General features: G+C 67.8%; 20 protein-coding genes and 1 pseudogene. 15 read left to right on the top strand and 6 right to left on the bottom strand.

Features of this window, described 5'->3' with window-relative positions; genetic code table 11:
* Window positions 1–191: 191 nt before the first annotated feature.
* The 4 genes from E3T34_RS05030 to E3T34_RS05015 are packed head-to-tail and all read left to right on the top strand — an operon-like array spanning window position 192 to window position 4,517.
* Window positions 192–2,555, top strand: coding sequence for a nitric-oxide reductase large subunit (locus E3T34_RS05030; protein ID WP_104101377.1), 2,364 nt, complete (start codon window positions 192–194; stop codon window positions 2,553–2,555).
* Window positions 2,555–3,370, top strand: coding sequence for a hypothetical protein (locus tag E3T34_RS05025; RefSeq protein WP_174720207.1), 816 nt, complete (start codon window positions 2,555–2,557; stop codon window positions 3,368–3,370). Before E3T34_RS05030 ends, E3T34_RS05025 begins: the two co-directional genes overlap by 1 nt.
* Window positions 3,370–4,269 (top strand): slipin family protein, encoded by a 900-nt coding sequence (locus E3T34_RS05020; protein ID WP_104101375.1) that lies wholly within the window; start codon window positions 3,370–3,372, stop codon window positions 4,267–4,269. Before E3T34_RS05025 ends, E3T34_RS05020 begins: the two co-directional genes overlap by 1 nt.
* On the top strand, window positions 4,269–4,517 hold the full coding sequence (locus tag E3T34_RS05015; protein WP_134342354.1) for a hypothetical protein: 249 nt from the start codon (window positions 4,269–4,271) through the stop codon (window positions 4,515–4,517). The genes E3T34_RS05020 and E3T34_RS05015 overlap by 1 nt, the downstream gene beginning before the upstream one ends.
* A gap of 101 nt (window positions 4,518–4,618) precedes the next feature.
* On the opposite strand, the gene E3T34_RS05010 is transcribed toward E3T34_RS05015, so the two are convergent.
* Complete coding sequence (locus E3T34_RS05010; protein WP_104101370.1) at window positions 4,619–5,779, bottom strand: TIGR04053 family radical SAM/SPASM domain-containing protein; 1,161 nt, start codon at window positions 5,777–5,779, stop codon at window positions 4,619–4,621.
* Between the two features lie 74 nt (window positions 5,780–5,853).
* On the opposite strand from E3T34_RS05010, the gene E3T34_RS05005 reads away from it, so the two are divergent.
* The 11 genes from E3T34_RS05005 (at window position 5,854) to E3T34_RS15730 (ending at window position 18,187) form a co-directional block, all read left to right on the top strand.
* A complete protein-coding gene (locus tag E3T34_RS05005) occupies window positions 5,854–6,600 on the top strand; it encodes a metalloregulator ArsR/SmtB family transcription factor (protein WP_134342353.1) in 747 nt (248 codons plus the stop codon).
* 62 nt (window positions 6,601–6,662) lie between these two features.
* Window positions 6,663–7,343: a Crp/Fnr family transcriptional regulator gene (locus tag E3T34_RS05000; protein ID WP_104101694.1), complete on the top strand. Its 681-nt coding sequence runs from the start codon at window positions 6,663–6,665 to the stop codon at window positions 7,341–7,343.
* A 45-nt stretch (window positions 7,344–7,388) separates the two neighbouring features.
* Window positions 7,389–7,682: a heavy-metal-associated domain-containing protein gene (locus E3T34_RS04995; protein ID WP_134342352.1), complete on the top strand. Its 294-nt coding sequence runs from the start codon at window positions 7,389–7,391 to the stop codon at window positions 7,680–7,682.
* Window positions 7,683–7,702: 20 nt separating this feature from the next.
* Window positions 7,703–9,676, top strand: a complete 1,974-nt coding sequence (locus E3T34_RS04990) for a cation-translocating P-type ATPase (RefSeq protein WP_134342351.1) — start codon at window positions 7,703–7,705, stop codon at window positions 9,674–9,676.
* Window positions 9,673–10,383 carry a metalloregulator ArsR/SmtB family transcription factor gene (locus E3T34_RS04985; protein WP_134342350.1) on the top strand — a complete coding sequence of 237 codons (711 nt, stop codon included), beginning with the start codon at window positions 9,673–9,675 and terminating at the stop codon, window positions 10,381–10,383. The genes E3T34_RS04990 and E3T34_RS04985 overlap by 4 nt, the downstream gene beginning before the upstream one ends.
* 79 nt (window positions 10,384–10,462) lie before the next feature.
* A complete protein-coding gene (locus tag E3T34_RS04980; RefSeq protein ID WP_134342349.1) occupies window positions 10,463–14,248 on the top strand; it encodes a nitrate reductase subunit alpha in 3,786 nt (1,261 codons plus the stop codon).
* Window positions 14,249–15,916: a nitrate reductase subunit beta gene (gene narH / locus E3T34_RS04975; protein WP_104101357.1), complete on the top strand. Its 1,668-nt coding sequence runs from the start codon at window positions 14,249–14,251 to the stop codon at window positions 15,914–15,916. It begins immediately after the preceding gene.
* A complete protein-coding gene (narJ, locus tag E3T34_RS04970; protein ID WP_134342348.1) occupies window positions 15,913–16,605 on the top strand; it encodes a nitrate reductase molybdenum cofactor assembly chaperone in 693 nt (230 codons plus the stop codon). Before narH ends, narJ begins: the two co-directional genes overlap by 4 nt.
* Window positions 16,602–17,375 (top strand): respiratory nitrate reductase subunit gamma, encoded by a 774-nt coding sequence (gene narI / locus E3T34_RS04965; protein ID WP_104194627.1) that lies wholly within the window; start codon window positions 16,602–16,604, stop codon window positions 17,373–17,375. Before narJ ends, narI begins: the two co-directional genes overlap by 4 nt.
* A gap of 291 nt (window positions 17,376–17,666) precedes the next feature.
* On the top strand, window positions 17,667–17,819 hold the full coding sequence (locus tag E3T34_RS15735; protein WP_158250273.1) for a hypothetical protein: 153 nt from the start codon (window positions 17,667–17,669) through the stop codon (window positions 17,817–17,819).
* An 8-nt stretch (window positions 17,820–17,827) separates the two neighbouring features.
* Window positions 17,828–18,187 (top strand): hypothetical protein, encoded by a 360-nt coding sequence (locus E3T34_RS15730; RefSeq protein WP_134419425.1) that lies wholly within the window; start codon window positions 17,828–17,830, stop codon window positions 18,185–18,187.
* Window positions 18,188–18,599: 412 nt separating this feature from the next.
* Here E3T34_RS15730 and E3T34_RS04950 read toward each other — a convergent pair whose 3' ends face one another.
* The 5 genes and pseudogenes from E3T34_RS04950 to E3T34_RS15725 form a co-directional block, all read right to left on the bottom strand.
* Window positions 18,600–19,067: an SRPBCC domain-containing protein gene (locus E3T34_RS04950; protein WP_134342347.1), complete on the bottom strand. Its 468-nt coding sequence runs from the start codon at window positions 19,065–19,067 to the stop codon at window positions 18,600–18,602.
* A gap of 31 nt (window positions 19,068–19,098) precedes the next feature.
* Window positions 19,099–20,424, bottom strand: a complete 1,326-nt coding sequence (locus tag E3T34_RS04945) for an MFS transporter (RefSeq protein ID WP_134342346.1) — start codon at window positions 20,422–20,424, stop codon at window positions 19,099–19,101.
* Between the two features lie 131 nt (window positions 20,425–20,555).
* Window positions 20,556–20,795: a MoaD/ThiS family protein gene (locus E3T34_RS04940; protein WP_104101341.1), complete on the bottom strand. Its 240-nt coding sequence runs from the start codon at window positions 20,793–20,795 to the stop codon at window positions 20,556–20,558.
* A complete protein-coding gene (locus E3T34_RS04935) occupies window positions 20,795–21,082 on the bottom strand; it encodes a DUF6457 domain-containing protein (RefSeq protein ID WP_104101339.1) in 288 nt (95 codons plus the stop codon). Before E3T34_RS04935 ends, E3T34_RS04940 begins: the two co-directional genes overlap by 1 nt.
* Before the next feature lie 13 nt (window positions 21,083–21,095).
* Window positions 21,096–21,353: pseudogene (locus E3T34_RS15725) on the bottom strand (hypothetical protein); the annotation flags it as partial.

Genomic DNA, 21,353 nt, shown 5'->3' with positions numbered 1-21,353 from the left:
GTGAAGTGATTAGAAATGTCACTCATACTTTTAATCCTGTGGTAGCTTTCAACCACCCCGCGTGACCTATCCGGGGGAGGAACCGTGACAGGTGGCAGCACCTGCTTCCGCGCCCTTGAATCACGCAACATGGAAAGGGGCCCACCGTGGTCCGATTGAGAGCCGGTGCAGGAAAACTGCGATCGGAGTTGATGGTTTCCAAAGGATGGTTGCAGGGCGTAGCCCTGGTAATGGTCTTCGGTTTCGCCGTGATGGGCTTCCTGGCCTTGAGGACCTATACGGACTCGATGCCCCAGCCCAAGCAGGTCGTCGACTCGCAGGGTGAGGTTGTCTTCACGACGGCCGACATCACCGCGGGCCAGCAGACCTTCGTGCGGCGCGGCCTGCAGCAGTATGGCTCGATCCTGGGTCACGGCGGCTACCTCGGACCGGACTATACGGCCGACTACCTGCGGCGCTCCTCGACCGAGGTGCTCGAGGCTTTGACCGCGTCCGGTGTGCAGGACCCACAGGGTGCCCTCGTCGAGATGATGCGGACCAACCGCTACGACAAGGCCACCGGCGACCTCGAATTCACCGATCTGCAGATCGAGGCCTTCGACACGCTCAAGCAGCACTACGCCGATTTCTTCGGTTCCCCGACCACCCAATACGGTCTGATCCCGAATGCCATCACGGACTCGGCGGACATCCACGACCTGACCGCCTTCTTCGCCTGGACGTCCTGGGCAGCCTCTGCTGAGCGGCCCGGTCACAACTACTCGTACACGAACAACTGGCCGGCCGAGCCGCTCGTGGATAACGTTCCGACCGCCGACATCATCGTGTGGAGCGGCCTCTCGCTCGTGGCCCTGATGGTCGCCCTCGGCGCCCTCTTCGGCCTCTACGGCCGGTGGAGCAAGAGGATGGGCTGGCAGCACGGGGAAGAAACCCCGGCACTGTCCTTCCGACAGCCGGGGGAGGTGGCGGTGACACCAGCCCAGACCGCCACGGCCTGGTTCTTCTTCGTGGTGGCTTTGATGTTCCTGGCCCAGGCCTTCCTGGGTGCCGCCATCGAGCACTACCGGGTCGACCTGTCGAGCTTCTTCGGGGTCGACCTGGCTCAGCTGCTGCCGTTCAACCTCGCCCGAACCTGGCATGTGCAGCTCTCGCTGTTGTGGACGGCCACTTCGTTCCTGGCCGCAGGCATCTTCCTCGCCCCGTATATCTCCGGGCGTGAACCCAAACGTCAGCACTGGTTGGCCTACGGCTTGCTCGGCGCCCTCGCCCTGGTTATCGTCGGATCGTTCGTGGGTGAAGCCTTGAGCATCTTCGGCGTCGAGGCCGCGAAGGGCTCGCCGTTCTGGGACATGCAGTGGGAGTACATCGACCTGCCCAAGGTGTGGCAGGGCATGCTCGTCGTCGGACTCTTCCTCTGGATCGCGATCATCTACCGCGGCATCCGGGCGCGTCTGAAGTCTGAGCACCGCTTCAACCTGCCGTGGCTCTTCTTCTACGCCGGTCTCGCGATCCCCGCGTTCTACGCCGTCGGAATGCTCGCCGGCACCGAGGTTCACCTGAGCGTCGCCGAGTTCTGGCGCTTCTGGGTGGTGCACCTCTGGGTTGAGGACTTCCTGGAACTGTTCACGACCGTGATGGTGGCCTACATCTTCGTCATGCTCGGGGTTGTGCACCGCAAGATCGCGATGCAGATCATCCTGCTCGACGTCATCCTGTATTCCGCCGGTGGCATCCTCGGCACCATGCACCACCTGTACTTCTCCGGAACCCCCGTCGAGCACATGGCGCTGGGAGCCTTCTTCTCCGCCCTGGAAGTCATCCCGTTGACCTTCCTGACGATCGAGGCCTGGAGCTTCCTCCAACTCGGTGCCCGGCAGGAGTCGCGCAGTTCGGCTCCGTTCCCGCACCGCTGGGCCGTGATGTTCCTTGTCGCGGTCGGCTTCTGGAACTTCCTGGGTGCCGGCGTCTTCGGATTCCTGATCAACCTGCCGATCGTCTCGTACTACGAGATCGGTACCGCGCTGACGGCCAACCACGCCCACGCGGCGATGATGGGCGTGTACGGAATGATGGGCGTCGGTCTGTCGCTCTTCGCCCTGCGCTACCTGATCCCGGCCGAGCGCTGGCCGGACAAGCTCGCCAAGATCTCGTTCTGGTGCCTCAACATCGGCCTGGCCTGGATGACGTTCGCAACGTTGCTGCCGCTCGGCGTCATTCAGCTCTGGCACTCCATCAACGACGGTTACTTCGAAGCCCGCAGCCTCAACTTCATCAACGAGCCCGGCAACGCCGTTCTCGAATGGCTGCGGATGCCCGGTGACATCGTCTTCATCGTCGGAGGCGTGATGCCGTTCGTCTGGATCACCTGGCTCGGGGTTCGCTACCGCATCAAGGCAACCACCCACGACGTGCCGATGGAGGCTTTGTTCGTCGAGGCGGTCCCCACCGGCGCGACGGTCACCGGCGGCGCGGAGCCGACATCCGGATATTCCTCGGACTACCGCTCCACCGGCACCGGAGAGCTCGGTGGGGACCGCCCGGGCGGCGGCGTGTGATGGCGTCCATCAATCCGGAGGTCTGGTTCGCGCTTGTCTACGGCGGCTTCCTGCTGGCCGTAGCACACGTGCTGGACCTCCTGGCGAGACGCACCGGGGCGAAAACCACCGCCATGAGTTCGAGCGGGTTCGAGTACCACGAAAACCACGACGCCTGGAAGTGCCAGGAGGACCAGTGGCTCTGGCCGATCTCCTTCGATCCGGATAACCGGGTGACGCGATACCAGGCCAGCCCCACGGTCTGCAACCCCTGCCCGGTCAAGGACACCTGCACCACCTCGGATGCGGGCCGGCAGCTCGCGCGAAACATCGACCCCTGGCCCAGTTCGGAGGCAGAACGGTTCCATCGCGGGATCGCCTGCTCCGTCGTCGTGCTCGGGCTCATCTGGCCGCTGGCGTCCATGTTCCAGAACCGCACGGGCGTGGAATTGCTGATCCTGGGGTCAGCCTCGGCCGTCATCGCCGCCGGCAGTTGGCCGTTGTGGTCGCACCTGCGTCGCACGCCCGCTCGCTTTCCCGAGCATCTCAAGGTCGTAGGGCTCGACGAAAGCGTCGCGGCCCGCGCCGCCACGGCGGCGGTCGAGGCGCAGCGGCGCAGCGGCTACGGCAGCATCAGAAAAACGGGCCCGCGGCCGGTTCAAATCGAACCGTACGCGAGCGCCCGGGCGTCGGAGCAAACCGACGCCGATCCGGAAACGATGAAAGGAAACACAGTGAGCGCCTCATTCTCAGCCCGTTGGGCTGAACTGGAGACGGAGGCCGACCCGGGTCGTTCCGGCCCCGCCGTGGGCTGGAGCCGGAGGGGCAACTCGTGATGGCCTGGCAGATCGCGGCCCTGATCGTGGTGGCGCTGCTGCTCGTCTGGCTGGCAGCTTCCTTCAAGGTGCTGCAGGAATACGAGCGCGGCGTGGCGTTCCGATTCGGCCGGCTGGGCCCGGTGCGGGACCCGGGTGTGCAGATGGTGTTCCCCGGACTGGACAAGATGGTGCGGGTCGACCTCCGGATCGTGACCCTCACGATCCCGCCGCAGGACGTCATCACCAAGGACAACGTTCCGGCCCGGGTCAACGCCGTCGTCCTATTCCAGGTCACCGACCCGGTCCGTTCGGTGATGGCGGTCGAGAACCACGCCATCGCCACCTCCCAGATGTCGCAAACAACGCTGCGCTCGGTCGTGGGCCGCGCCGACCTCGACACCCTGCTCGCCCACCGGGCCGACCTGAACGAAGACCTCGCCCGCAACATCAATGCGCAAACCGAACCCTGGGGCGTGCAGGTGAAGGTCGTCGAAATCAAGGATGTCGAGATTCCGCAGGCGATGCAGCGTGCCATGGCCCGTGAAGCCGAAGCCGAGCGGGACCGCCGGGCGAAGATCATCAACGCCCACGGTGAACTGCAGGCGTCGGAGGAGCTGGGCCAGGCGGCGGAAATCCTGAGCCGCAATCCCGCGTCGCTTCAGCTGCGCTACCTGCAGACCCTGCTCGAGCTGGGCGCCGACCAGAAATCGACTGTGGTCTTCCCGCTTCCGATGGACATTCTCGGTCCGTTCCTCAACGGCAAGGTCACCCAGCAGGTGGCCCAGCCGAGCGCCGCGCCCCCCGGTGCGGACACGGTTCCCCTGCCGGACCCGGCGGGGGCCGCCGCGGCCTTCGCCGCCGCCGTTGCGACCGCCGTTGCGGCTGCCGCAGCACAGACAACGGAGGTTTCTTCCTAATGGCCGACATCGTTTCACGCGACCGCGCCCTCAGCATCCGTCTGATGCTGATCGGAGCCTTCGCCGGCATCATCGCACCCATCGCTGGGTTCCTCGGCGGCACGATCGTCGGAGTCGACCAGACGGTCGGCGGCCTGGAACCGCTCTTCGTCTGGCTCTTCGTGGGCATGATCGTCGGGATGTTCGGCGTGGCCATCGGTATTCTTGGCGCCCTGCGCTGGGTCAAGGGCGGGCACCACCTGGACTGACCTGCCGCGCACCACCGCACGCAGAAGCGCCCGGCCGATTACTCGGCCGGGCGCTTCTGCGTGCGGTGAGCTGCTGTAAACCGATCAGCGTTCCGGGCTGCTCAGTCGGTGCTGGGCTGGTAGCCGCAGCTGGGGTCCTCGGCGAGCGGGTCCCCGGTCACCGCGTAGGCGTGCGAGCGGGAGCCGCCGCAGACCGTGCGAAATTCGCAGTGACCACACCGGCCGCCGAAGAGATCCGGGGTGCGCAGCTCCTGGAGCAGCTGCGCCTCCCGGTAGATCTCGGAGAAGGGCTGCTTGTGCACCGACCCCACGGACACGGGCAGGAACCCGCTGGGGTAAACGAGACCGACATGGTCGACGAAGGCGAACCCGCGCCCGGAATTGACGTCGAGGGGGGCCCGCGGACGCCGCCGCCTCGGCTCGTCACCGGTGAGCAACCGCTCCGTGGCCTCCCGCAGCGAGGCTCTCAGTGGGCCGACTGGGAACGCGGTGTCGAGGTCAACCCCGTCGTCCACGCCGGCCCGCTGAAGCGCGATGCGTCGGTAGTGGGGTGCCTCGGTGGTCTTGATGGCGACCAGGTCGGAGACGTCGTGCAGCCAGTGCAGTACCTCCTCCTCCTCGGCCGCGGTCAGAGCGTTCAGGAGCTTGCCGCGGCCGGTGGGCACGAGGAAGAAGACACTCCACAGGGTGGTGCCGAGATCGAGGACGGTCTTCAGGATGCCGGGCAGCTCGTGCACGGTGTCGCGGGTGACGGTCGTGTTGATCTGCAGCCGGTAGCCGACCTCGCGCACCATTCGGGCGGCGATCATGGTGTCGTCGAAGACGCCGTCGACACCGCGGAAGGCGTCGTGGGTGGCCGCTGAGGCGCCGTCCAGCGAGAGCGAGACCGCCTTGGCCCCGGCGTCGTGGAGCTCGACCAGGACCTCACGGGTGAGGCGCGGGGTGACCGAGGGGGAGAGGGCCATGCTCAGGCCGAGGCTGGTACCGTGGGCGACGAGCTCCGGCAGGTCGGGGCGCTCGAACGGGTCCCCGCCGGTGAGCACGACCAGCGGGCGCGGTGTGCCGAAGGCGGCGAGGTCGTCCAACAATTTGCGACCCTGGTCCGTGCTCAGCTCGAACGGATTGCGAGTGCGGATGGCGTCGGCCCGGCAGTGGGTGCAGACCAGTTGACAGGCGCGCGTCACCTCCCAGATGACGATGAAGGGCCGTTCGGCGGTGTCGTGGTGCAGCACCCGGATGGGGCGCACGTGCGTGTCGGTCATGGGGCAAGTCCTAGCTCAGCGCCGAATTTCGGCCCTCAGTTGTTTTTACCATAGATATAGGGAAAACTAGTCTGGTGCCTATCGAACCCCTTGACGCCCGCACCCACCGCGTGCTCTCCGGCATCAGTCGGGTCGCCATTCTCGAACTCCTGCGCGATGCCGACGCGGCGATGGATGTGCCGGCCATCGCCCAAGCGGTGGGGCTGCACGCGAACACGGTTCGGTCCCACCTCGACCGGCTGGTCGAGGTGGGCCTGGTTGCCGAGACCGTCGAGGCGCGCGTGCGTCCCGGGCGGCCCCGGCTTTTCTTTCGCGCCACGTCACCCGCCGCCGAGGTCCCCGCCGAGTCCTACCGGCTTCTTGCCGGTCTCCTGGCCGGCGGCCTGGGCAGGGATGTTTCCTCGGGGGCAGGCGCGGCCGCGGCCGCGGAGGCCGGGCGGCGCTGGGGCAGGGAGATGGCCGAGACGGATACCGGACTCTCCGACGCGCAGTCGGGGGCGGCCCACGGAGCATCGGTCGGGCGTATCGTTCAGATCCTTGACGAGGTCGGCTTCGAGCCGCGCCTCGGGGATGCCGGTGCTGCCGATGACGTCGCTTTCGGCGGCGCCGCCGCTCCGGTCGACGTCGTGATCGAGCTGCACCGCTGCCCGTTCCTCGATGTGGCCAAGGAGCACAGCGACGTCGTGTGCGCGGTGCACCGCGGCCTGATGGAGGGCGCCCTCGAGCGCCTGCACACACCCGGAGTCGGCGTCACCCTCGAGCCGTTCGCCCGCCCGGGCGTCTGCCTCGCCCACCTCGAGATCCCGGAGACGAAGCCGTGAGCGTGGCCCGGCGCACACCGCTGCGCAGCACCTGTGCGCGGCCGCATCCGTGCTCCTCCGCCATGCGGAACAGCATTCTCGGCCAGATCCCGATCTTCCAGGACCTGTCGGCCGGCGAGCTCGCCGACCTGGCCGAACGGATGCTGTCGCTCGCCTGGGGTCCCGGAGACACGCTGTTCACCGCCGGCGAGCCGTCCGAGCACGTGTTTGTACTCGCGGCCGGCCAGGCGAAGGTGTTCCGATCGACCTCGACCGGGCAGTTCACGAGCCTCGACTTCCTCGGCCCGGGAGCGGTGCTGGGAAGCCTGACCGCGCTGGACGCGGGTCGGTACCCCGAGACGGCCGTTGCCCTCGTGACCACCTGCGCCCTGCGCCTCGAATCCGGCGCCTTCCGGCAGATGTTGCTCGCGCATCCGCCGGTGGCGCTGCGCGTGCTGGATGTCGTCGTCGACCGCCTTCATCGGGCGCGGTCGAGGGAGGCCGAGCAGGCCTCCGTTACCGTCACAACGCGGGTGGCAGCGACCCTGCTGCGCCTCGCCGACACCTTCGGCGTGCCGGGGGACGGCGCCGGTACCACCCTGATCCAGCTGCCTCTGACCCGCGCCGACCTGGCCGCCATGACCGGCACGAGCGCCGAGTCGGTGTCCCGCGCCATGAGCGGCCTGCGCCGGGACGGGCTGATCGATTCCGGACGACGGTGGACCGCCGTGCTCGACCGTTCCGGTCTGGTTGCGGCAAAGTGACGGCCGTCATGGTTGCCGCCGCCTCGGGTTCGTAACGTCGCAGTCATGACCACAATCATCCCCACCACAACATCCACTCCGACATCCACTCCGACATCCACCCCGACATCCACCCCGGCCACCGTCCACACCATCCTGCGGGCCGACGGCTTTTCCTGCCCGTCCTGTGTCGCCAAGATCGAGAAGCAGATCGGCCGCCTCGCCGGAGTCAGCGCCGTGACCGTGTTCTTCGCCACCGCCCGGATCGAGATCGACCACGACCCGGCCGTCGTCAGCACGGATGCCCTCATCGCCGCCGTCGGCAAGGCCGGCTACACCGCCCGCCTGGCCGCGTTCTGACCGGCGGACAGGGGGGTGACATGACCATCGTGCGCCGCCACCTGATTCCCCTCATTTCCGGCGCGTTGATCGGCGCCGCCTGGCTGCTCGGCCTCCTGCCGGTGCCGCCGCTTGTCTCCGACGCGGCGATGGTGGCGGCCGCGGTCGTGGCCGGGTTCCCGATCATGCGGACCGCCGGGCGAGCGCTGCTCGCCCGGGTCGTGGGCATCGACCTGCTTGTCACGGTCGCCTCCGTCGGCGCCATCGTGCTCGGCGAATACTGGGAGGCCGCCGCCGTGACCTTCCTGTTCGCGATCGGGCATGCCCTCGAATCGGCCACCCTCAACCGCACCCGCTCCGCCCTGACCGCGCTCGTGGCCCTGGCCCCGGACGTCGCCCTCGTGCTGCGGAACGGCGAGCAGCTCGAGGTCCTGGCCGGGTCCGTGCGGACCGGGGAGACCGTCCTGGTCAAGAACGGCGCGCGAGTGCCCGTCGACGGCACCGTGCAGCAGGGCACGGGCACGATCGACGAGGCCTCCATCACGGGCGAGTCCTCCCCGGCCGAGAAGCGCGCCGGCGACCGCGTCTTCGCCGGCACGGTCTCGACCGGCGGCTTCTTGCAGGTGCTGGCCACCGAGGTCGGCGCGGCTACCACCCTGGCCCACATCGTGCACCGGGTCGAGGAGGCGCAGGAGGCCACGGCCCCGACCCAGGTCTTCATGGACCGGTTCTCGGCCTGGTACACCCCCGGCATCCTGGTGCTCGCGATCATCGTCGGCGTGGTGACCGGCGACGTATTCCTGGCGCTGACCCTGCTCGTGATCGGGTGTCCCGGCGCCCTGGTCATCTCCATCCCGGTCGCGATCGTCGCCGGGATCGGCCGCGCCGCGCAGCTCGGAATCCTGATCAAGGGCGGCGAGTTCCTCGAGACCGCCGCGAAGATCACGGTCGTCGCGGTCGACAAGACGGGCACCCTCACCCGGGGCCGTCCGGTCCTGACGGATGTCGTGGTGCTGAACCCCGCCCTGACCCGTGCCGAGGTGCTCGACTGGGCTTCACGGGCGGAGGCCGGCTCCGAGCATCCGCTGGCCGGAGCGATCGTGCAGGCCGCCGCGCGGGAGGCCGCACGCGAAGCCGCGCAGGGCGCCCAGGTGACCGGCCTGCCGGAACACATCACGTCGGTGCCCGGGCAGGGCATCGTCGCCGCGGTGGCCGGCCGCACCGTGCTGATCGGCAATCCGGCCCTGCTCCGCGCCCACCGGATCGCGGGCACGGATGCCGCCACGACGCTGGCCGAGAAACTCGCCGCCCACGGGCGCACGCCGCTGATCGTCGTGCTCGACGGCGTCGTCGCCGGTGTCCTCGCCGTGGCCGACGAGGTGCGTCCCGACGCCGCCGACATGGTGGACGCGCTGCACGCGGCGGGGATTGTTCGGGTCGTCATGCTCACCGGCGACGGGCCGCTCGTGGCGCAGGCCGTGGGTGCCCACGTCGGCATCGACGAGATCCGGTCGTCGCTGCTGCCGGAGGACAAGCTCGACGTCGTCACCGGGCTCCGGCGGGACGGCCACGTCGTGGCGATGGTGGGAGACGGCGTCAACGACGCCCCGGCCCTCGCCACGGCGGACATCGGCATCGCGATGGCGGCGGCCGGTTCGGCCGTCGCGGTCGAGACCGCCGACATCGCGCTGATGGGTGACAACCTGCTGATGCTCCCCGCCGCCATCGACCTGGCCCGCCGCACGGTGCGCGTCATGCACCAGAACGTGGCCCTCGCGCTGGTCACGGTGGTGCTGTTGCTGGCCGGTGTGCTGTTCGGCGGCGTGACGATGTTCGGCGGCATGCTCGTGCATGAGGCATCCGTACTGATCGTGATTGTGAATGCGATGCGCCTGCTGCGCCGGTCCGGGCAGCGCGCGGAACGCAGAGTACGGCGTCGGATTTCGTCCGAATTGCATGTCCAGTCCCCGAAAAAGTCAGAGAATTCAGAAAATAAGGAGATGATTAGGAGGTGACGCCGTCCTCCCCCTCGTCGAGCTACCGCACGCTCGCGTCCTTCAGCAGGATTCAGCTTCTGTACTTCCTGCAGCAGCGCGGAACGATGACGGTGGGCGACCTGGCCGAGGCCACCGGTCTGCACCACAACACGGCCCGGGAGCACCTGCAGCGCCTGATCGGGGACGGTTTCGTCACCTGTCACCCGGAAAATAAAGACTCCAAGGGCCGGCCTCGGATGTTGTACAGCGCCGCCGCCGGCCCGAACCACGTCGACGGCTCCATCCGGGCCGCGAAGGCCGAAGCCGCCGATCGCCACGGTGACCAGGTGCGACGGATGCTGCGGGTCGAGGCCGTCATCCACTCGCCGCTGCAGCGGCAGCTGGACGCCCTCGACGACCACCTCGACGAGTCCGGCTTCGACGCGCGGCTCGAGATCGACGGTGCCGACGGCAACCGAGTGCACCTGCACGAATGCCCGTACAGCGAGATGGTCAAGGCGCACCCCGAGGTCTGCCGGGTGCACTTCGGGCTGCTGAAAACCCTGCTCGAAAGGACCGAGGGACCCCTGAGCGCCGACGCGCTGCACCCGCTGGTCGAACTGAACACCTGCACCCTCGACCTGCACCGTTCCGACGCCGACCCAGGTGTCGAAACAGGCGCCGCACCCACCGCCCCGGAACGGCTCAAGCCGGCAATCATTTATCACGGCGTTTCCGGCTTGTAGCGAATTTCGCCACCCCTGAGACTGGAGTCCGAGGGTGGTTGCCGACCATGGTGACCCCGGGCAGTGCAAGGGGTACGTTGTGAAAACACTCAAGAATTCGGCTTTCTCGAAGCCGGCTAAGACCCGGCCGGCCAAGCCCGGCATCGACGGCCCCATCGACGACACGATCCTGAAGCTCGGGCGGTTCCTGCGTCGAGGCAAGGCCTCACCCGACCTGCGTTCCGTGTTCCTTACGGGCGGCCGCGACGCCGACTCGTTCTACCGCGACCGCTGGACCCACGACAAAGAGGTGCGGTCCACCCACGGTGTGAACTGCACCGGCTCCTGCTCCTGGAAGGTGTACGTCAAGGACGGCATCATCACCTGGGAGACCCAGCAGACCGACTATCCCTCCGTCGGCCCCGACTCGCCCGAATACGAGCCCCGCGGCTGCCCCCGCGGCGCCGCCTTCAGCTGGTACACCTACTCGCCGACCCGGGTCAAGTACCCCTACGTGCGCGGCGTGCTGCTCGACCTGTTCCGTGCGGCGAAGGCCCGCACCGGCGACCCGGTGCTCGCCTGGGCCGAGGTCACCGGCGACCCCGAGAGCGCCCGCGCCTACAAGAGCGCCCGCGGCAAGGGCGGCCTGGTGCGCACCAGCTGGGACGAGGCGTCCGAGATCGTCGCCGCCGCCCACGTGCACACCATCAAGAAGTACGGCCCCGACCGCATCGCCGGCTTCTCGCCGATCCCCGCCATGTCGATCGTCTCGCAGGGGGTGGGCAACCGGTTCATCTCCATGCTCGGTGGCACCATGCTCTCGTTCTACGACTGGTACGCCGACCTGCCCGTGGCGTCCCCGCAGGTGTTCGGCGACCAGACCGACGTGCCGGAATCGGCAGACTGGTGGAACTCCTCCTACCTGATCATGTGGGGCTCCAATGTGCCGGTCACCCGCACGCCCGACGCGCACTTCATGGTCGAGGCCCGCTACAAGGGCCAGAAGGTCATCACCGTCTCGCCCGACTACGCCGACAACTCCAAGTTCGCCGACGAGTGGCTGGCCGTGCACCCCGGCACCGACGGCGCGCTCGCGCTGGCCATGGGCCACGTCGTGCTCAAGGAATTCCTGGTCGACCGCCGCACGCCCCGCTTCGTCGACTACATGAAGCGTTACAGCGACTCCGCCTACCTGATCAGCCTCACCAGGCGCGGCGACGCGTACGTGCCCGGCAAGTTCGTGACCGCGGATGCCCTGCCCGGCCTGGCCCCGACGGTCGCCAGCGCCGCGTTCAAGCCGGTGCTTCTGGGCCACGACGGCGAGGTCGTCGTGCCCAACGGTTCGATCGGGCACCGTTTCTCCGAGACCGACGTCGGCAAGTGGAACCTCGACCTCGAGGGTGTCGACCCGCTCCTGTCCATCGCCGACGCGCCCGACTACGACCAGGCGTCCGTCGCCATCGACATGCCCCGGTTCGACGTTGCTCCGGAGACCGACGAGATCGGAGAGCAGCACGCGGGCGGTGCGGGCATCATCCGTCGCGGCGTCCCCGTGCGGATGGTGGCCGGCCAGCTGGTCACCACCGTGTTCGACCTACTGCTCGCGCAGTACGGCGTCGGCCGGCCAGGCCTGCCCGGTGTCTGGCCGACCGGCTACGACGACGCCACCTCACCCGGTACCCCTGCCTGGCAGGAGGGCATCACCTCGGTGCCGATGCAGGCCGCCGAACGCATCGGTCGCGAGTTCGCGCAGAACGCCGAAGACTCCAATGGACGCTCGATGATCCTGATGGGTGCCGGAACCAACCACTGGTTCCATTCCGACACCATCTACCGGGCCTTCCTGGCACTGACCACCATGACCGGCTGCCAGGGCGTCAACGGTGGCGGCTGGGCTCACTACGTCGGCCAGGAGAAGGTGCGCCCGCTCACCGGCTACGGCCAGTACGCGTTCGGCCTGGACTGGGTGCGCCCGCCCCGCCAGATGATCGGCACGGGCTTCTTCTACCTCGCCACCGACCAGTGGCGCTACGACGGCCTCGCCGCCGACACCCTGTCCAGCCCGCTCGGCGCAGGCACCTTCGCCGGCCGCACCACCGCGGACTGCCTGGTCGAGTCGACCAAGCGCGGCTGGATGCCCGGCTACCCCACCTTCAACCGCAACTCGCTCGACCTCGTCGACGACGCGGTCCGGGCGGGCGTCGACCCGGCCCAGTACGTGGTCGAGTCCCTCGGCGACGGCACCCTCGAGTACGCCATCGAGGACCCGGATGCGCCGGAGAACTTCCCGCGCATCCTCGACGTCTGGCGGGCCAACGTGATCGGCTCGTCGGGCAAGGGCAACGAGTACTTCCTGAAGCACCTGCTGGGCACCAAGAACGCCGTTCGCGCCCCCGAATCGCCGCCCGAGAAGCGCCCGAAGACCATGAAGTGGCACGAGACCGCCCCCGAGGGCAAGCTTGACCTGATGGTCACCAGCGACTTCCGCATGACGAGCACCACCATCTTCAGCGACGTGGTGCTGCCGCCGGCCACCTGGTACGAGAAGAATGACCTGTCGACCACCGACATGCACCCCTTCATCCACTCGTTCAACCCGGCGATCGCCCCGCCGTGGCAGGCGAAGACCGACTTCGACATCTTCCACATCCTCGCGGAGAAGATCTCCGAGATGTCCGTGGAACACCTCGGGGTGCGGAAGGACCTGGTCGCCGTTCCGCTGCTGCACGACACCCCGGATGCGATGAGCGCCCCGCACGGCATCGTCGAATACGACCAGGTGCTGGTGCCCGGCGTGACCATGCCCAAACTGGTCGTGGTCGAACGCGACTACCCGGCCTTCGCCGCGCGGCTCGGTGCCCTCGGCCCGCTGACCGAGAAGCTCGGCATGATGACCAAGGGCGTCAAGTTCAACCCCGACGTCGAGGTGGCCTACCTGGCGAAGAAGAACGGGCTCGTCGAGAGCGGCCCCGCCGCCGGACGGCCGCAGCTGAAGACCGCCATCCAGGCCTGCGAAATGGTGCTCGCGCTCTCCGGCACCACCAACGGACGGCTCGGTACGCAAGGCTTCCGCAGGATGGAGGAGCGCACCGGCCAGAAGTTGGCGCACCTGGCCAGCGACAACGAGGGCCGTCGCTTCTCCTACCCGGATGTGCAGGGTGCCCCGGTCCCGGTACTCACCTCCCCGGAATGGTCCGGCAGCGAGCACGGCGGCCGACGCTACAGCGCGTTCACGATCAACGTGGAGCACCTCAAGCCCTGGCACACCCTCACCGGGAGGCAACACTTCTACCTCGACCACGACTGGATGATCGAGCTGGGGGAGACCATGCCGATCTTCCGGCCGCCGCTGGACATGCACCGCCTGTTCGATGATTCCATCGTCGGGTCGACCTCGTCCACCGGCGCGACCGGCTCGAAGGGCCGGGCCGAGGTGGCCGTGCGCTACCTCACCCCGCACTCCAAGTGGTCGATCCACTCCGAGTACCAGGACAACCTGATGATGCTGTCGCTGTCCCGCGGCGGGCCCACCATCTGGATGTCACCGCAGGACGCCGACAAGATCGGCGTGCGCGACAACGAGTGGATCGAGTCCTACAACCGCAACGGCGTCGTCGTGGCCCGTGCGGTCGTCTCGCACCGGATGCCCGAGGGCACCGTGTACATGTACCACGCGAAGGACCGCACCATCAACGTGCCGATCGCCGAGACGAGCGGCATGCGCGGTGGCACGAACAACTCGCTCACCCGGATCCTGCTGAAACCGAGTCACCTGATCGGTGGCTACGCCCAGCTGTCCTTCGCTTTCAATTACCTCGGCCCGACCGGGAACCAACGCGATGAGGTCACCGTGATCCGTCGACGCAGCCAGGAGGTTGAGTACTAAATGCGCGTAATGGCTCAGATGTCGATGATCATGAATCTCGACAAGTGCATCGGGTGCCACACCTGTTCGGTCACCTGTAAGCAGGTGTGGACCAACCGCACCGGCGTCGAATACGTCTGGTTCAACAACGTGGAGACCAAGCCCGGCGTCGGCTACCCGCGCCGCTACGAAGACCAGGACAAGTGGAAGGGCGGCTGGCAGCGCAACAAGCGCGGACGCCTGAAACTGCGCTCCGGTGGCCGCATCAAGCGCCTCGCCACCATCTTCAACAACCCCGACCTCCCGGTGATCGACGACTACTACGAGCCGTGGACCTACGACTACGACATGCTGACCAAGGCTCCGCTGAGCACGGAAAGCCCCGTCGCCCGGCCCAAGTCGCTGCTCACCGGCCAGAACATGGACATCAAGTGGTCCGGCAACTGGGACGACGACCTCGGCGGCTCGCAGGAGACCGCGGCAGACGACCCCATCCTCGCCACCATGAGCGAGCACGTGAAGATGGAGTTCGAGAACACCTTCATGTTCTACCTGCCGCGCATCTGCGAGCACTGCCTGAACCCCGCCTGCGTCGCGGCCTGCCCCTCGGGCGCCATGTACAAGCGCGAGGAGGACGGTATCGTCCTCGTCGACGAAGACGGATGCCGCGGCTGGCGCATGTGCGTCTCCGCCTGCCCGTACAAGAAGGTCTACTTCAACCACAAGACGGGTAAGGCCGAGAAGTGCACGCTCTGCTACCCGTTGATCGAGCAGGGCAAGCCCACGATCTGCTCGGAGACCTGCGTCGGCCGGCTGCGTTACCTCGGCCTGATGCTCTACGACGCCGACGCGGTCCTCGCGCAGGCCTCGGTCGAGAACGAGCACGACCTGCTGGATGCCCAGCGCGCCTGCTTCCTCGACCCGTTCGACCCTGAGGTCATCGCCGCGGCGAAGGCCGAAGGCATGGAGGACGACTGGATCCTCGCGGCCCAGAACAGCCCGATCTACAAGCTCATCTCCGAGTACAAGGTGGCTCTGCCGCTGCATCCGGAGTACCGCACCATGCCGATGGTCTGGTACATCCCTCCGCTGTCCCCGGTGGTCGACGTCATCTCGACCACCAACAACGACGGTGAGGATGCCCGCACCCTGTTCGCCGCCATCGACAAGCTCCGCATCCCGGTGGAATACCTCGCCGGGCTGTTCTCGGCCGGAGACGTCGTTCCCGTCGAGTCCTCGCTGCGGAAGCTCGCCGCCATGAGGTCGTACATGCGCGACATCAACCTGGGCCGCGACCGCGACGAGTCGATCCCGGAAGCGGTCGGCATGACCGGTCCCGAGATCGAGGCCATGTACCGCCTGCTGGCCATCGCCAAATACGAGGATCGCTACGTCATCCCCAAGGCGCACGTCGAGACGGCGCGTGAGCTTGAGGAACTCGCCTGCTCGCTCGACACCGACGGCGGCCCCGGTATGGGTGGCCCCAGCGTCGCCACGGCGGCCGGCCCCTATGGCAAGACCCCCGGGATGCCGCTGAACGCGACCGTCGACAACTACAACGAGATGGTCGGCAAGGGCTCCGAACGCACGAAGCCCACCACGCCCGGCCGGGTCAACCTGCTCAACTGGACCGGCGGCGGCGTGCCGGAGGGCATGTTCCCGCCGAAGGCCTCCGGGAGTCCCGCATGAGGCTGCCGAAGCTCCCGACCCGCAAGGTCACGGCGCTGCCTCTGTCCGTGGAGGACGGCCGGATGGCGCACATGGCGGCATCAATTCTGCTGGATTACCCCAGCCAGGAGCGACGGGCCCGTTTCGGTGCTGTCGCCGCGTCGGTGGCGTTGCTGCCGGATCCGCTCCGCCACGCCTTCGAGGCGTTCCTGACGAAAGCGGATGCGATGACGCAGCAGGAGTTGGAGATCCACTTCACGGCCACTTTCGACCTCAAGCGCAAGTGCTGCCCGTACCTGAGCTACTTTGCGGCGGGGGACACCCGTCGCCGCGGCATGGCGCTCGTGCGCTTCGTCGAGGCCTACCGTGCCGCGGGCTGGGAGGTCGCCGCCGACGAACTGCCCGACTACCTGCCGATGGTGCTCGAATTCTCCGCGCGGAGCGACTCGCCGATCGCCCAAGAACTGCTCGCCGCGCACCGCGACGGGATTGAGGTGCTCCGCATGGCACTCGAGGCCGTGCCGAGCCCCTACGCGCACATTGTGGAGGCGGTCTCCCTGTCTCTCCCGAAGATCGACGAGGAGACGCGTCAGCGTTACCTCAACCTGGTGAACGAGGGTCCGCCGACCGAGACGGTCGGCATGACCTTCCTGGGCAATCTCAAACCGTTCTCGCCGTCCGGCGCGAACAGCGAGGAAGTACGGGTATGAATCCGCTCGACATTCTGCTTTGGGTGGCGTTCCCCTATGCCGCCGCCGGGGTCTTCATCGTCGGCCACCTTCTGCGCTACCGGTTCGACCAGTTCGGCTGGACCTCACGGTCGAGCCAGACCTACGAGAACAAGTGGCTCCGCTGGGGCTCGCCCATGTTCCACTACGGCATCCTGATGGTCTTCGGCGGTCACATTGTCGGACTCTTCATCCCCAAACCGTGGCTCGAGTTCTTCGGCGTCACCGAGCACATCTACCACCTCGGGGCCACCTGGCTGGGCAGCGTCGCCGCGGTGCTGACCATCGCCGGCCTCGCCATCCTGCTGATCCGTCGCCGCCTGGTCGCCCGGGTCAAGCTGGTCACGACCGTGATGGACAAGGTCATGTACCTGTTCCTCGCCGGCACCATCGCCTTCGGCACGACGGCGACCGTGCTCTACCAGGTGCTCGGCGCCGGCTACGACTACCGTGGGTCGATCTCGCCGTGGATCCGCAGCCTGTACGCCTTTCAGCCGGACCCGGCGCTGATGAGCGACGTGCCGTTCTTCTTCCAACTGCACGTGCTCTCCGCCACGATGCTCTTCCTGCTGTGGCCCTTCACCCGACTGGTACATGTATTCTCGGCGCCGCTCGGCTACTTCGTGCGTCCCTACATCGTCTACCGCTCGCGGGACGGCCACCGCGGTGCGGGCTCCCAGAAGGCCCGCCGTGGCTGGGAGAAGAGCGAACTACCGAGGGACACCCGCGAAAAGGTGGGCGGCCGCCGCTAGCCGAAGATCCCAGGGACGTCGACGCCGGTGCGCGACCCGCAGCCGCCATATGCAGCCGGGGGAGCGGGTCGCGCAGGGGTAACGGATGATGCAGGCCGCCGGCACCTGGGCTGCCCGAAGGGCTAGCCCGCGCGCACGCCAGGCCGCCTGCAGGCGATCGAGGGCGTCTTGATCCCGCCGCACTCGGGCTGGTAAGCGAAGCCTGCGCTGTATGGCGGGGTTCCGCTCCGGTGCCTAGCATTGCCGGTGTGGGTCCAATTTCGTGCCTGAGGATGCCCCAGAAGGAGACACATGTTCGATGCGCTGCTCGACACCATCTTCGGTTTGCCTGTGCACCCCCTCGTGGTGCACGCGACCGCGGTCGTCGTTCCCACGGCGCCCTCGTCGTCGTCGTCGCGGCCCTCTGGCCCCGGTTTCGCCGGTGGGCGAAGTTCCTGCCGCTGATCCTCGCATTGGCCGCACTCGTTCTCGTGCCGCTGGCGCGCGAATCCGGGGAGGCGCTGAGAGAGCGGGTCACCGAGACCGCGCTGGTCGAGACCCATTCCGAGCTGGCCGACGGGCTGCTGCCCTGGGTTGCCGCCCTGGTCGTGGTCGCTGCCGTTCTGCTCTGGTGGAACTACCGGGAGGTCGGCGGCCGGACATCCGTCGCCCGCACCCCGAAGTGGGTGGCCATCGTGCTGGCCGTGGCCGCGCTGGGCGCCGCCATGGGAACCATCGTGCAGGCCGTGCGCATCGGTCACAGCGGGGCGGCGGCCGTCTGGTCCGAGGCCGGGGGAGCACCGGCGCCCGCCGGGGGCGAAGACGACGACTGAGCCGGCCTGAACTCAGTCGGTCACGGAGCTGTCGGCGCCCACGCCGGCGGCAACCTCGCGGGTCCACTCGGCGGAGATTCTGGCTCCCCTGACTCTTCCGCGGGTTAGGCCCGGTCGCGCGAGCGTGTGTGTGTGTGTGTGTGTGTGNGTGTGTGTGTGTGTGTGTGTGTGTGTGTGTGTGTGGCCAACTCAGGACATCCGTTGCCGGCATGCACCGGCCGCCACGGATCAGTGCGGAACCAGTGTGGATGTTCGGCCCGGCCGGACGGATCTCCTGAGTTGGCCACAGCCCCAGCCGGATGGGCAGCAGCGCTGGTGCGGATCGGGCGTCGACCACCCGCTCCGCTCCGTTCGGGGCGCGGAACTCCCAGTCCGACCCCTTCATCGCCCACGGCTGGCAGGATTCGGGCAGCTAGTCGGCGGTGGCGGCCCGTTCCTCGGCGAGCTCCGCGAGCCGCGCCAGGGCGCGGGGCCAATCCGCAGCGAACATGGCCGTGAATTCCTCGTCGGTGTCGACGGCCACCACGAGTGTGGTCACCCCGTCGGACTCGCTGAAGGAGTAGTCCTCGTGCGCGCCCGCGAACCGCCGCGCGTGAGCGCTCGTGGTGTCGTCGATGCCCCGGGAGACAGCACCGTGGATTTCCAGGGAGATGAACTCGTCCAGCCGGTTTTCGACGACCGTGGCCACCAGCCCGCTGTGGGAAGCATCCTCGCCGGGGGCAAGGAAGCGGATCGTGCTGCCCTCCGCCCAGCTTCCGACGTAGTGGGAACCCTCATGGAACGCCCGGGTCCAGTCCCGGTAGGTCGACGCGTCCAGCATCGTGCTCCAGACGGCGTGTACCGGAGCGTCGATCCGAATCGTGAAGTGCAGCTGTTCCATGCGGGGATCGTACTCCGCTCCGGCAGATCGATCAGCTGGGGAAGGGAGCACCCTTTCGGGCGTAGTAGAACCAGGCGAGCCAGGTGCAGAACACGCAGAACACGGCGCAGCCGGCGAAGAACGCGGTCGGGCTGATCATGGTGAGCGAGATGCCCACGACGAACGGTCCGAAGGCCGCGATGGCGGAGGTCCAGGCGATGGCTCCGCCGGCCTGACGCTTCGGGAAGATCATCGGCATCTGCTTGAACGTGCCGGCGTTGGCCAGCCCGGCGAAGAAGAAGATGATCAACATGCCGGTGAGGAAGCCCCAGAACTCGTCCACGCTGGTCGGCGTGAGGAAGAAGGCGGTGAGGGCAGTTCCCGCCACCATGCCGAGGCCACCGATGAACGTGAAGATCGCGCCGCCCCACCTGTCGCAGAACGGGCCGCTCGCCCCCCGCACCAGGGCGCCGAGGACGGGGCCGATGAATGCGAAGGCCAGCGGGTTCGGGGCATCCGGGAAGTCGCCGTAGACGTTGAGGATGATCAGGCCCATCTGGGCGGCGAGGCCACTGTAGGCGCCGAAGCTCATCAGGTAGATGGCGGTCATGATCCAGGTGTGCTTGACCTGGAAGATGTCCATCTGCTGGCGGAAGTTCGCCGTGATCGGCACCCGGCGCAGGTACATCACCGCCAGGACGATGGCAAGCAGAGCCCAGGGGATGAGCACCAGCCCACCGTTGTGCAGCCAGACGAGGTCACCGTCGGCACTGCTCTGGGGGGTGAGGGCGGCGGTGCCGAGCAGACCGAATCCGACGACCCAGGGCAGGATCAGCTGCATCAGGCCGATGCCGAAGTTGCCGAGGCCTGCCTGCAGGCCCAGAGCCGTACCGGCGAGGCGTTTGGGGAAGAAGTAGCTGGTCGATGCCATGAAACCGGAGAAGGTTCCGCCGCCGATGCCGGCCGCGAACGCCAGGGAGAGCAGCACCCAGTACGGCGTCGACGTGTCCCGGGCGGCGAGGGTCCAGCCGAGCATCGGGATCATGAGCAGGGCCGACGACATGGCGACGAGGTTGCGGGTGCCCATCATCGGCGGCAGGAACATGAAGACCAGGCGCAGCAGGCCGCCGGCGAGCCCGGGGAGGGCGACGAGCCAGTACAGCTGGCTGGGTGCGAGGGAGTAGCCGATGTCGTTCAGACGCGGGGCGATCGCGCTGACGAGGTACCAGGCCGCGAAGCTCAGAGTCAGGCTGAAGGTGGTGATCCACAGGGTGCGCCAGGCGAGCCCCGGATCCCAGGTCTCGTCATTCTCCGGGTCCCAGTTGGACAGATCCGGTTTGAGTTTCGAGGCGAACTGCGGGGACGTTGCGACTGACATGGACTTCCTCGGCTGGTTGCTGCCGGGCACCAGGCCCGCGTAGCTTCCACCCTCGCGGTACAGCGGAAATGCGACAACGCGTGAACGCCGTGAAAAATGATTCGGTCGTACAGAACCGAAATCGGCGGGCGTCAGCCGCCGGCGAAGGGCGGCAGCACGTCGACGGTGTCGCTCCCGGAGAGCGGCACCGTGTCATCCGTCGCCCGCGTGCCGTTCACGAGCAGGGAGCACCGGCCGAGGATGCGCTCGAACTCGTCGCCGTAGAGGCTGGTGAGCTGGGCGCGCAAGTCGCCGATGGTGGCGGCATCGATCGCGGCCGCGTCGGCGGCGGCGGATTCGGCTGCCGCGGCGAAGAAACGGATGGTCGCCATCAGCGTGTCACCTCCGGCTGGTCCGGCGGCCAGGTGAGGGCGAGCCGGGTGGCCAGCGCACTGGCGGCCTCGATGGCGGTGGGTGTGCCGCCGTTCCGGGCGGCGGCCAGACCGACCAGGAACGTGCTCAGCGGGGCGGCGGGCCGGGCCACGTTGTGGGCCACGTCGCGGGCCACGTCGAGCAGCGTGCCCACGGGGATGTCGGCCGGATCCAGGCCGAGTGCGGCGGCGAGGGCCACCAGCCACTCGTCGAGAGCCTCAGGGGGAAGCGGGGTCGAGGCGCTCATTGGGTATCACTCCTCATCGGATTGCTCCGCGGTCGGATTGCTCCGCGGTCGGATTGCTCCACGGTGGGGTGCTGGTCAGCAGTGCGGAACTCCTCTCCACATCCTGCCATGTGTCCACGTCGCTCCCCTCGCCGTTCTGGTCGCGGACGCCCCGCAGCTCGAGCGGGGCCAGCAGTCCGCGCATGCTGGCGCCGTGGGCGTCGGCGCCGAGCCGGTGCGCGGCCGCCCGCAGCGGCGCCAGACGGTAGATCCCCGCGAGCCACTGCGCGCG

It is taken from the genome of Cryobacterium sp. TMT1-62 (assembly GCF_004403145.1).
Taxonomy (GTDB): domain Bacteria; phylum Actinomycetota; class Actinomycetes; order Actinomycetales; family Microbacteriaceae; genus Cryobacterium; species Cryobacterium sandaracinum.
This window is presented reverse-complemented; position numbering and strand designations above follow the sequence as displayed.

Bases quoted from the DNA above. Each gene is read 5' to 3' on its own strand.
- E3T34_RS05030 (WP_104101377.1), top strand. From the start codon at position 192: ATGGTTTCCAAAGGATGGTTGCAGGGCGTAGCCCTGGTAATGGTCTTC.
- E3T34_RS05025 (WP_174720207.1), top strand. From the start codon at position 2,555: ATGGCGTCCATCAATCCGGAGGTCTGGTTCGCGCTTGTCTACGGCGGC.
- E3T34_RS05020 (WP_104101375.1), top strand. From the start codon at position 3,370: ATGGCCTGGCAGATCGCGGCCCTGATCGTGGTGGCGCTGCTGCTCGTC.
- E3T34_RS05015 (WP_134342354.1), top strand. From the start codon at position 4,269: ATGGCCGACATCGTTTCACGCGACCGCGCCCTCAGCATCCGTCTGATG.
- E3T34_RS05010 (WP_104101370.1), bottom strand. From the start codon at position 5,779: ATGACCGACACGCACGTGCGCCCCATCCGGGTGCTGCACCACGACACC.
- E3T34_RS05000 (WP_104101694.1), top strand. From the start codon at position 6,663: ATGCGGAACAGCATTCTCGGCCAGATCCCGATCTTCCAGGACCTGTCG.
- E3T34_RS04995 (WP_134342352.1), top strand. From the start codon at position 7,389: ATGACCACAATCATCCCCACCACAACATCCACTCCGACATCCACTCCG.
- E3T34_RS04990 (WP_134342351.1), top strand. From the start codon at position 7,703: ATGACCATCGTGCGCCGCCACCTGATTCCCCTCATTTCCGGCGCGTTG.
- narH (WP_104101357.1), top strand. From the start codon at position 14,249: ATGCGCGTAATGGCTCAGATGTCGATGATCATGAATCTCGACAAGTGC.
- narJ (WP_134342348.1), top strand. From the start codon at position 15,913: ATGAGGCTGCCGAAGCTCCCGACCCGCAAGGTCACGGCGCTGCCTCTG.
- narI (WP_104194627.1), top strand. From the start codon at position 16,602: ATGAATCCGCTCGACATTCTGCTTTGGGTGGCGTTCCCCTATGCCGCC.
- E3T34_RS15735 (WP_158250273.1), top strand. From the start codon at position 17,667: ATGTTCGATGCGCTGCTCGACACCATCTTCGGTTTGCCTGTGCACCCC.
- E3T34_RS04950 (WP_134342347.1), bottom strand. From the start codon at position 19,067: ATGGAACAGCTGCACTTCACGATTCGGATCGACGCTCCGGTACACGCC.
- E3T34_RS04945 (WP_134342346.1), bottom strand. From the start codon at position 20,424: ATGTCAGTCGCAACGTCCCCGCAGTTCGCCTCGAAACTCAAACCGGAT.
- E3T34_RS04940 (WP_104101341.1), bottom strand. From the start codon at position 20,795: ATGGCGACCATCCGTTTCTTCGCCGCGGCAGCCGAATCCGCCGCCGCC.
- E3T34_RS04935 (WP_104101339.1), bottom strand. From the start codon at position 21,082: ATGAGCGCCTCGACCCCGCTTCCCCCTGAGGCTCTCGACGAGTGGCTG.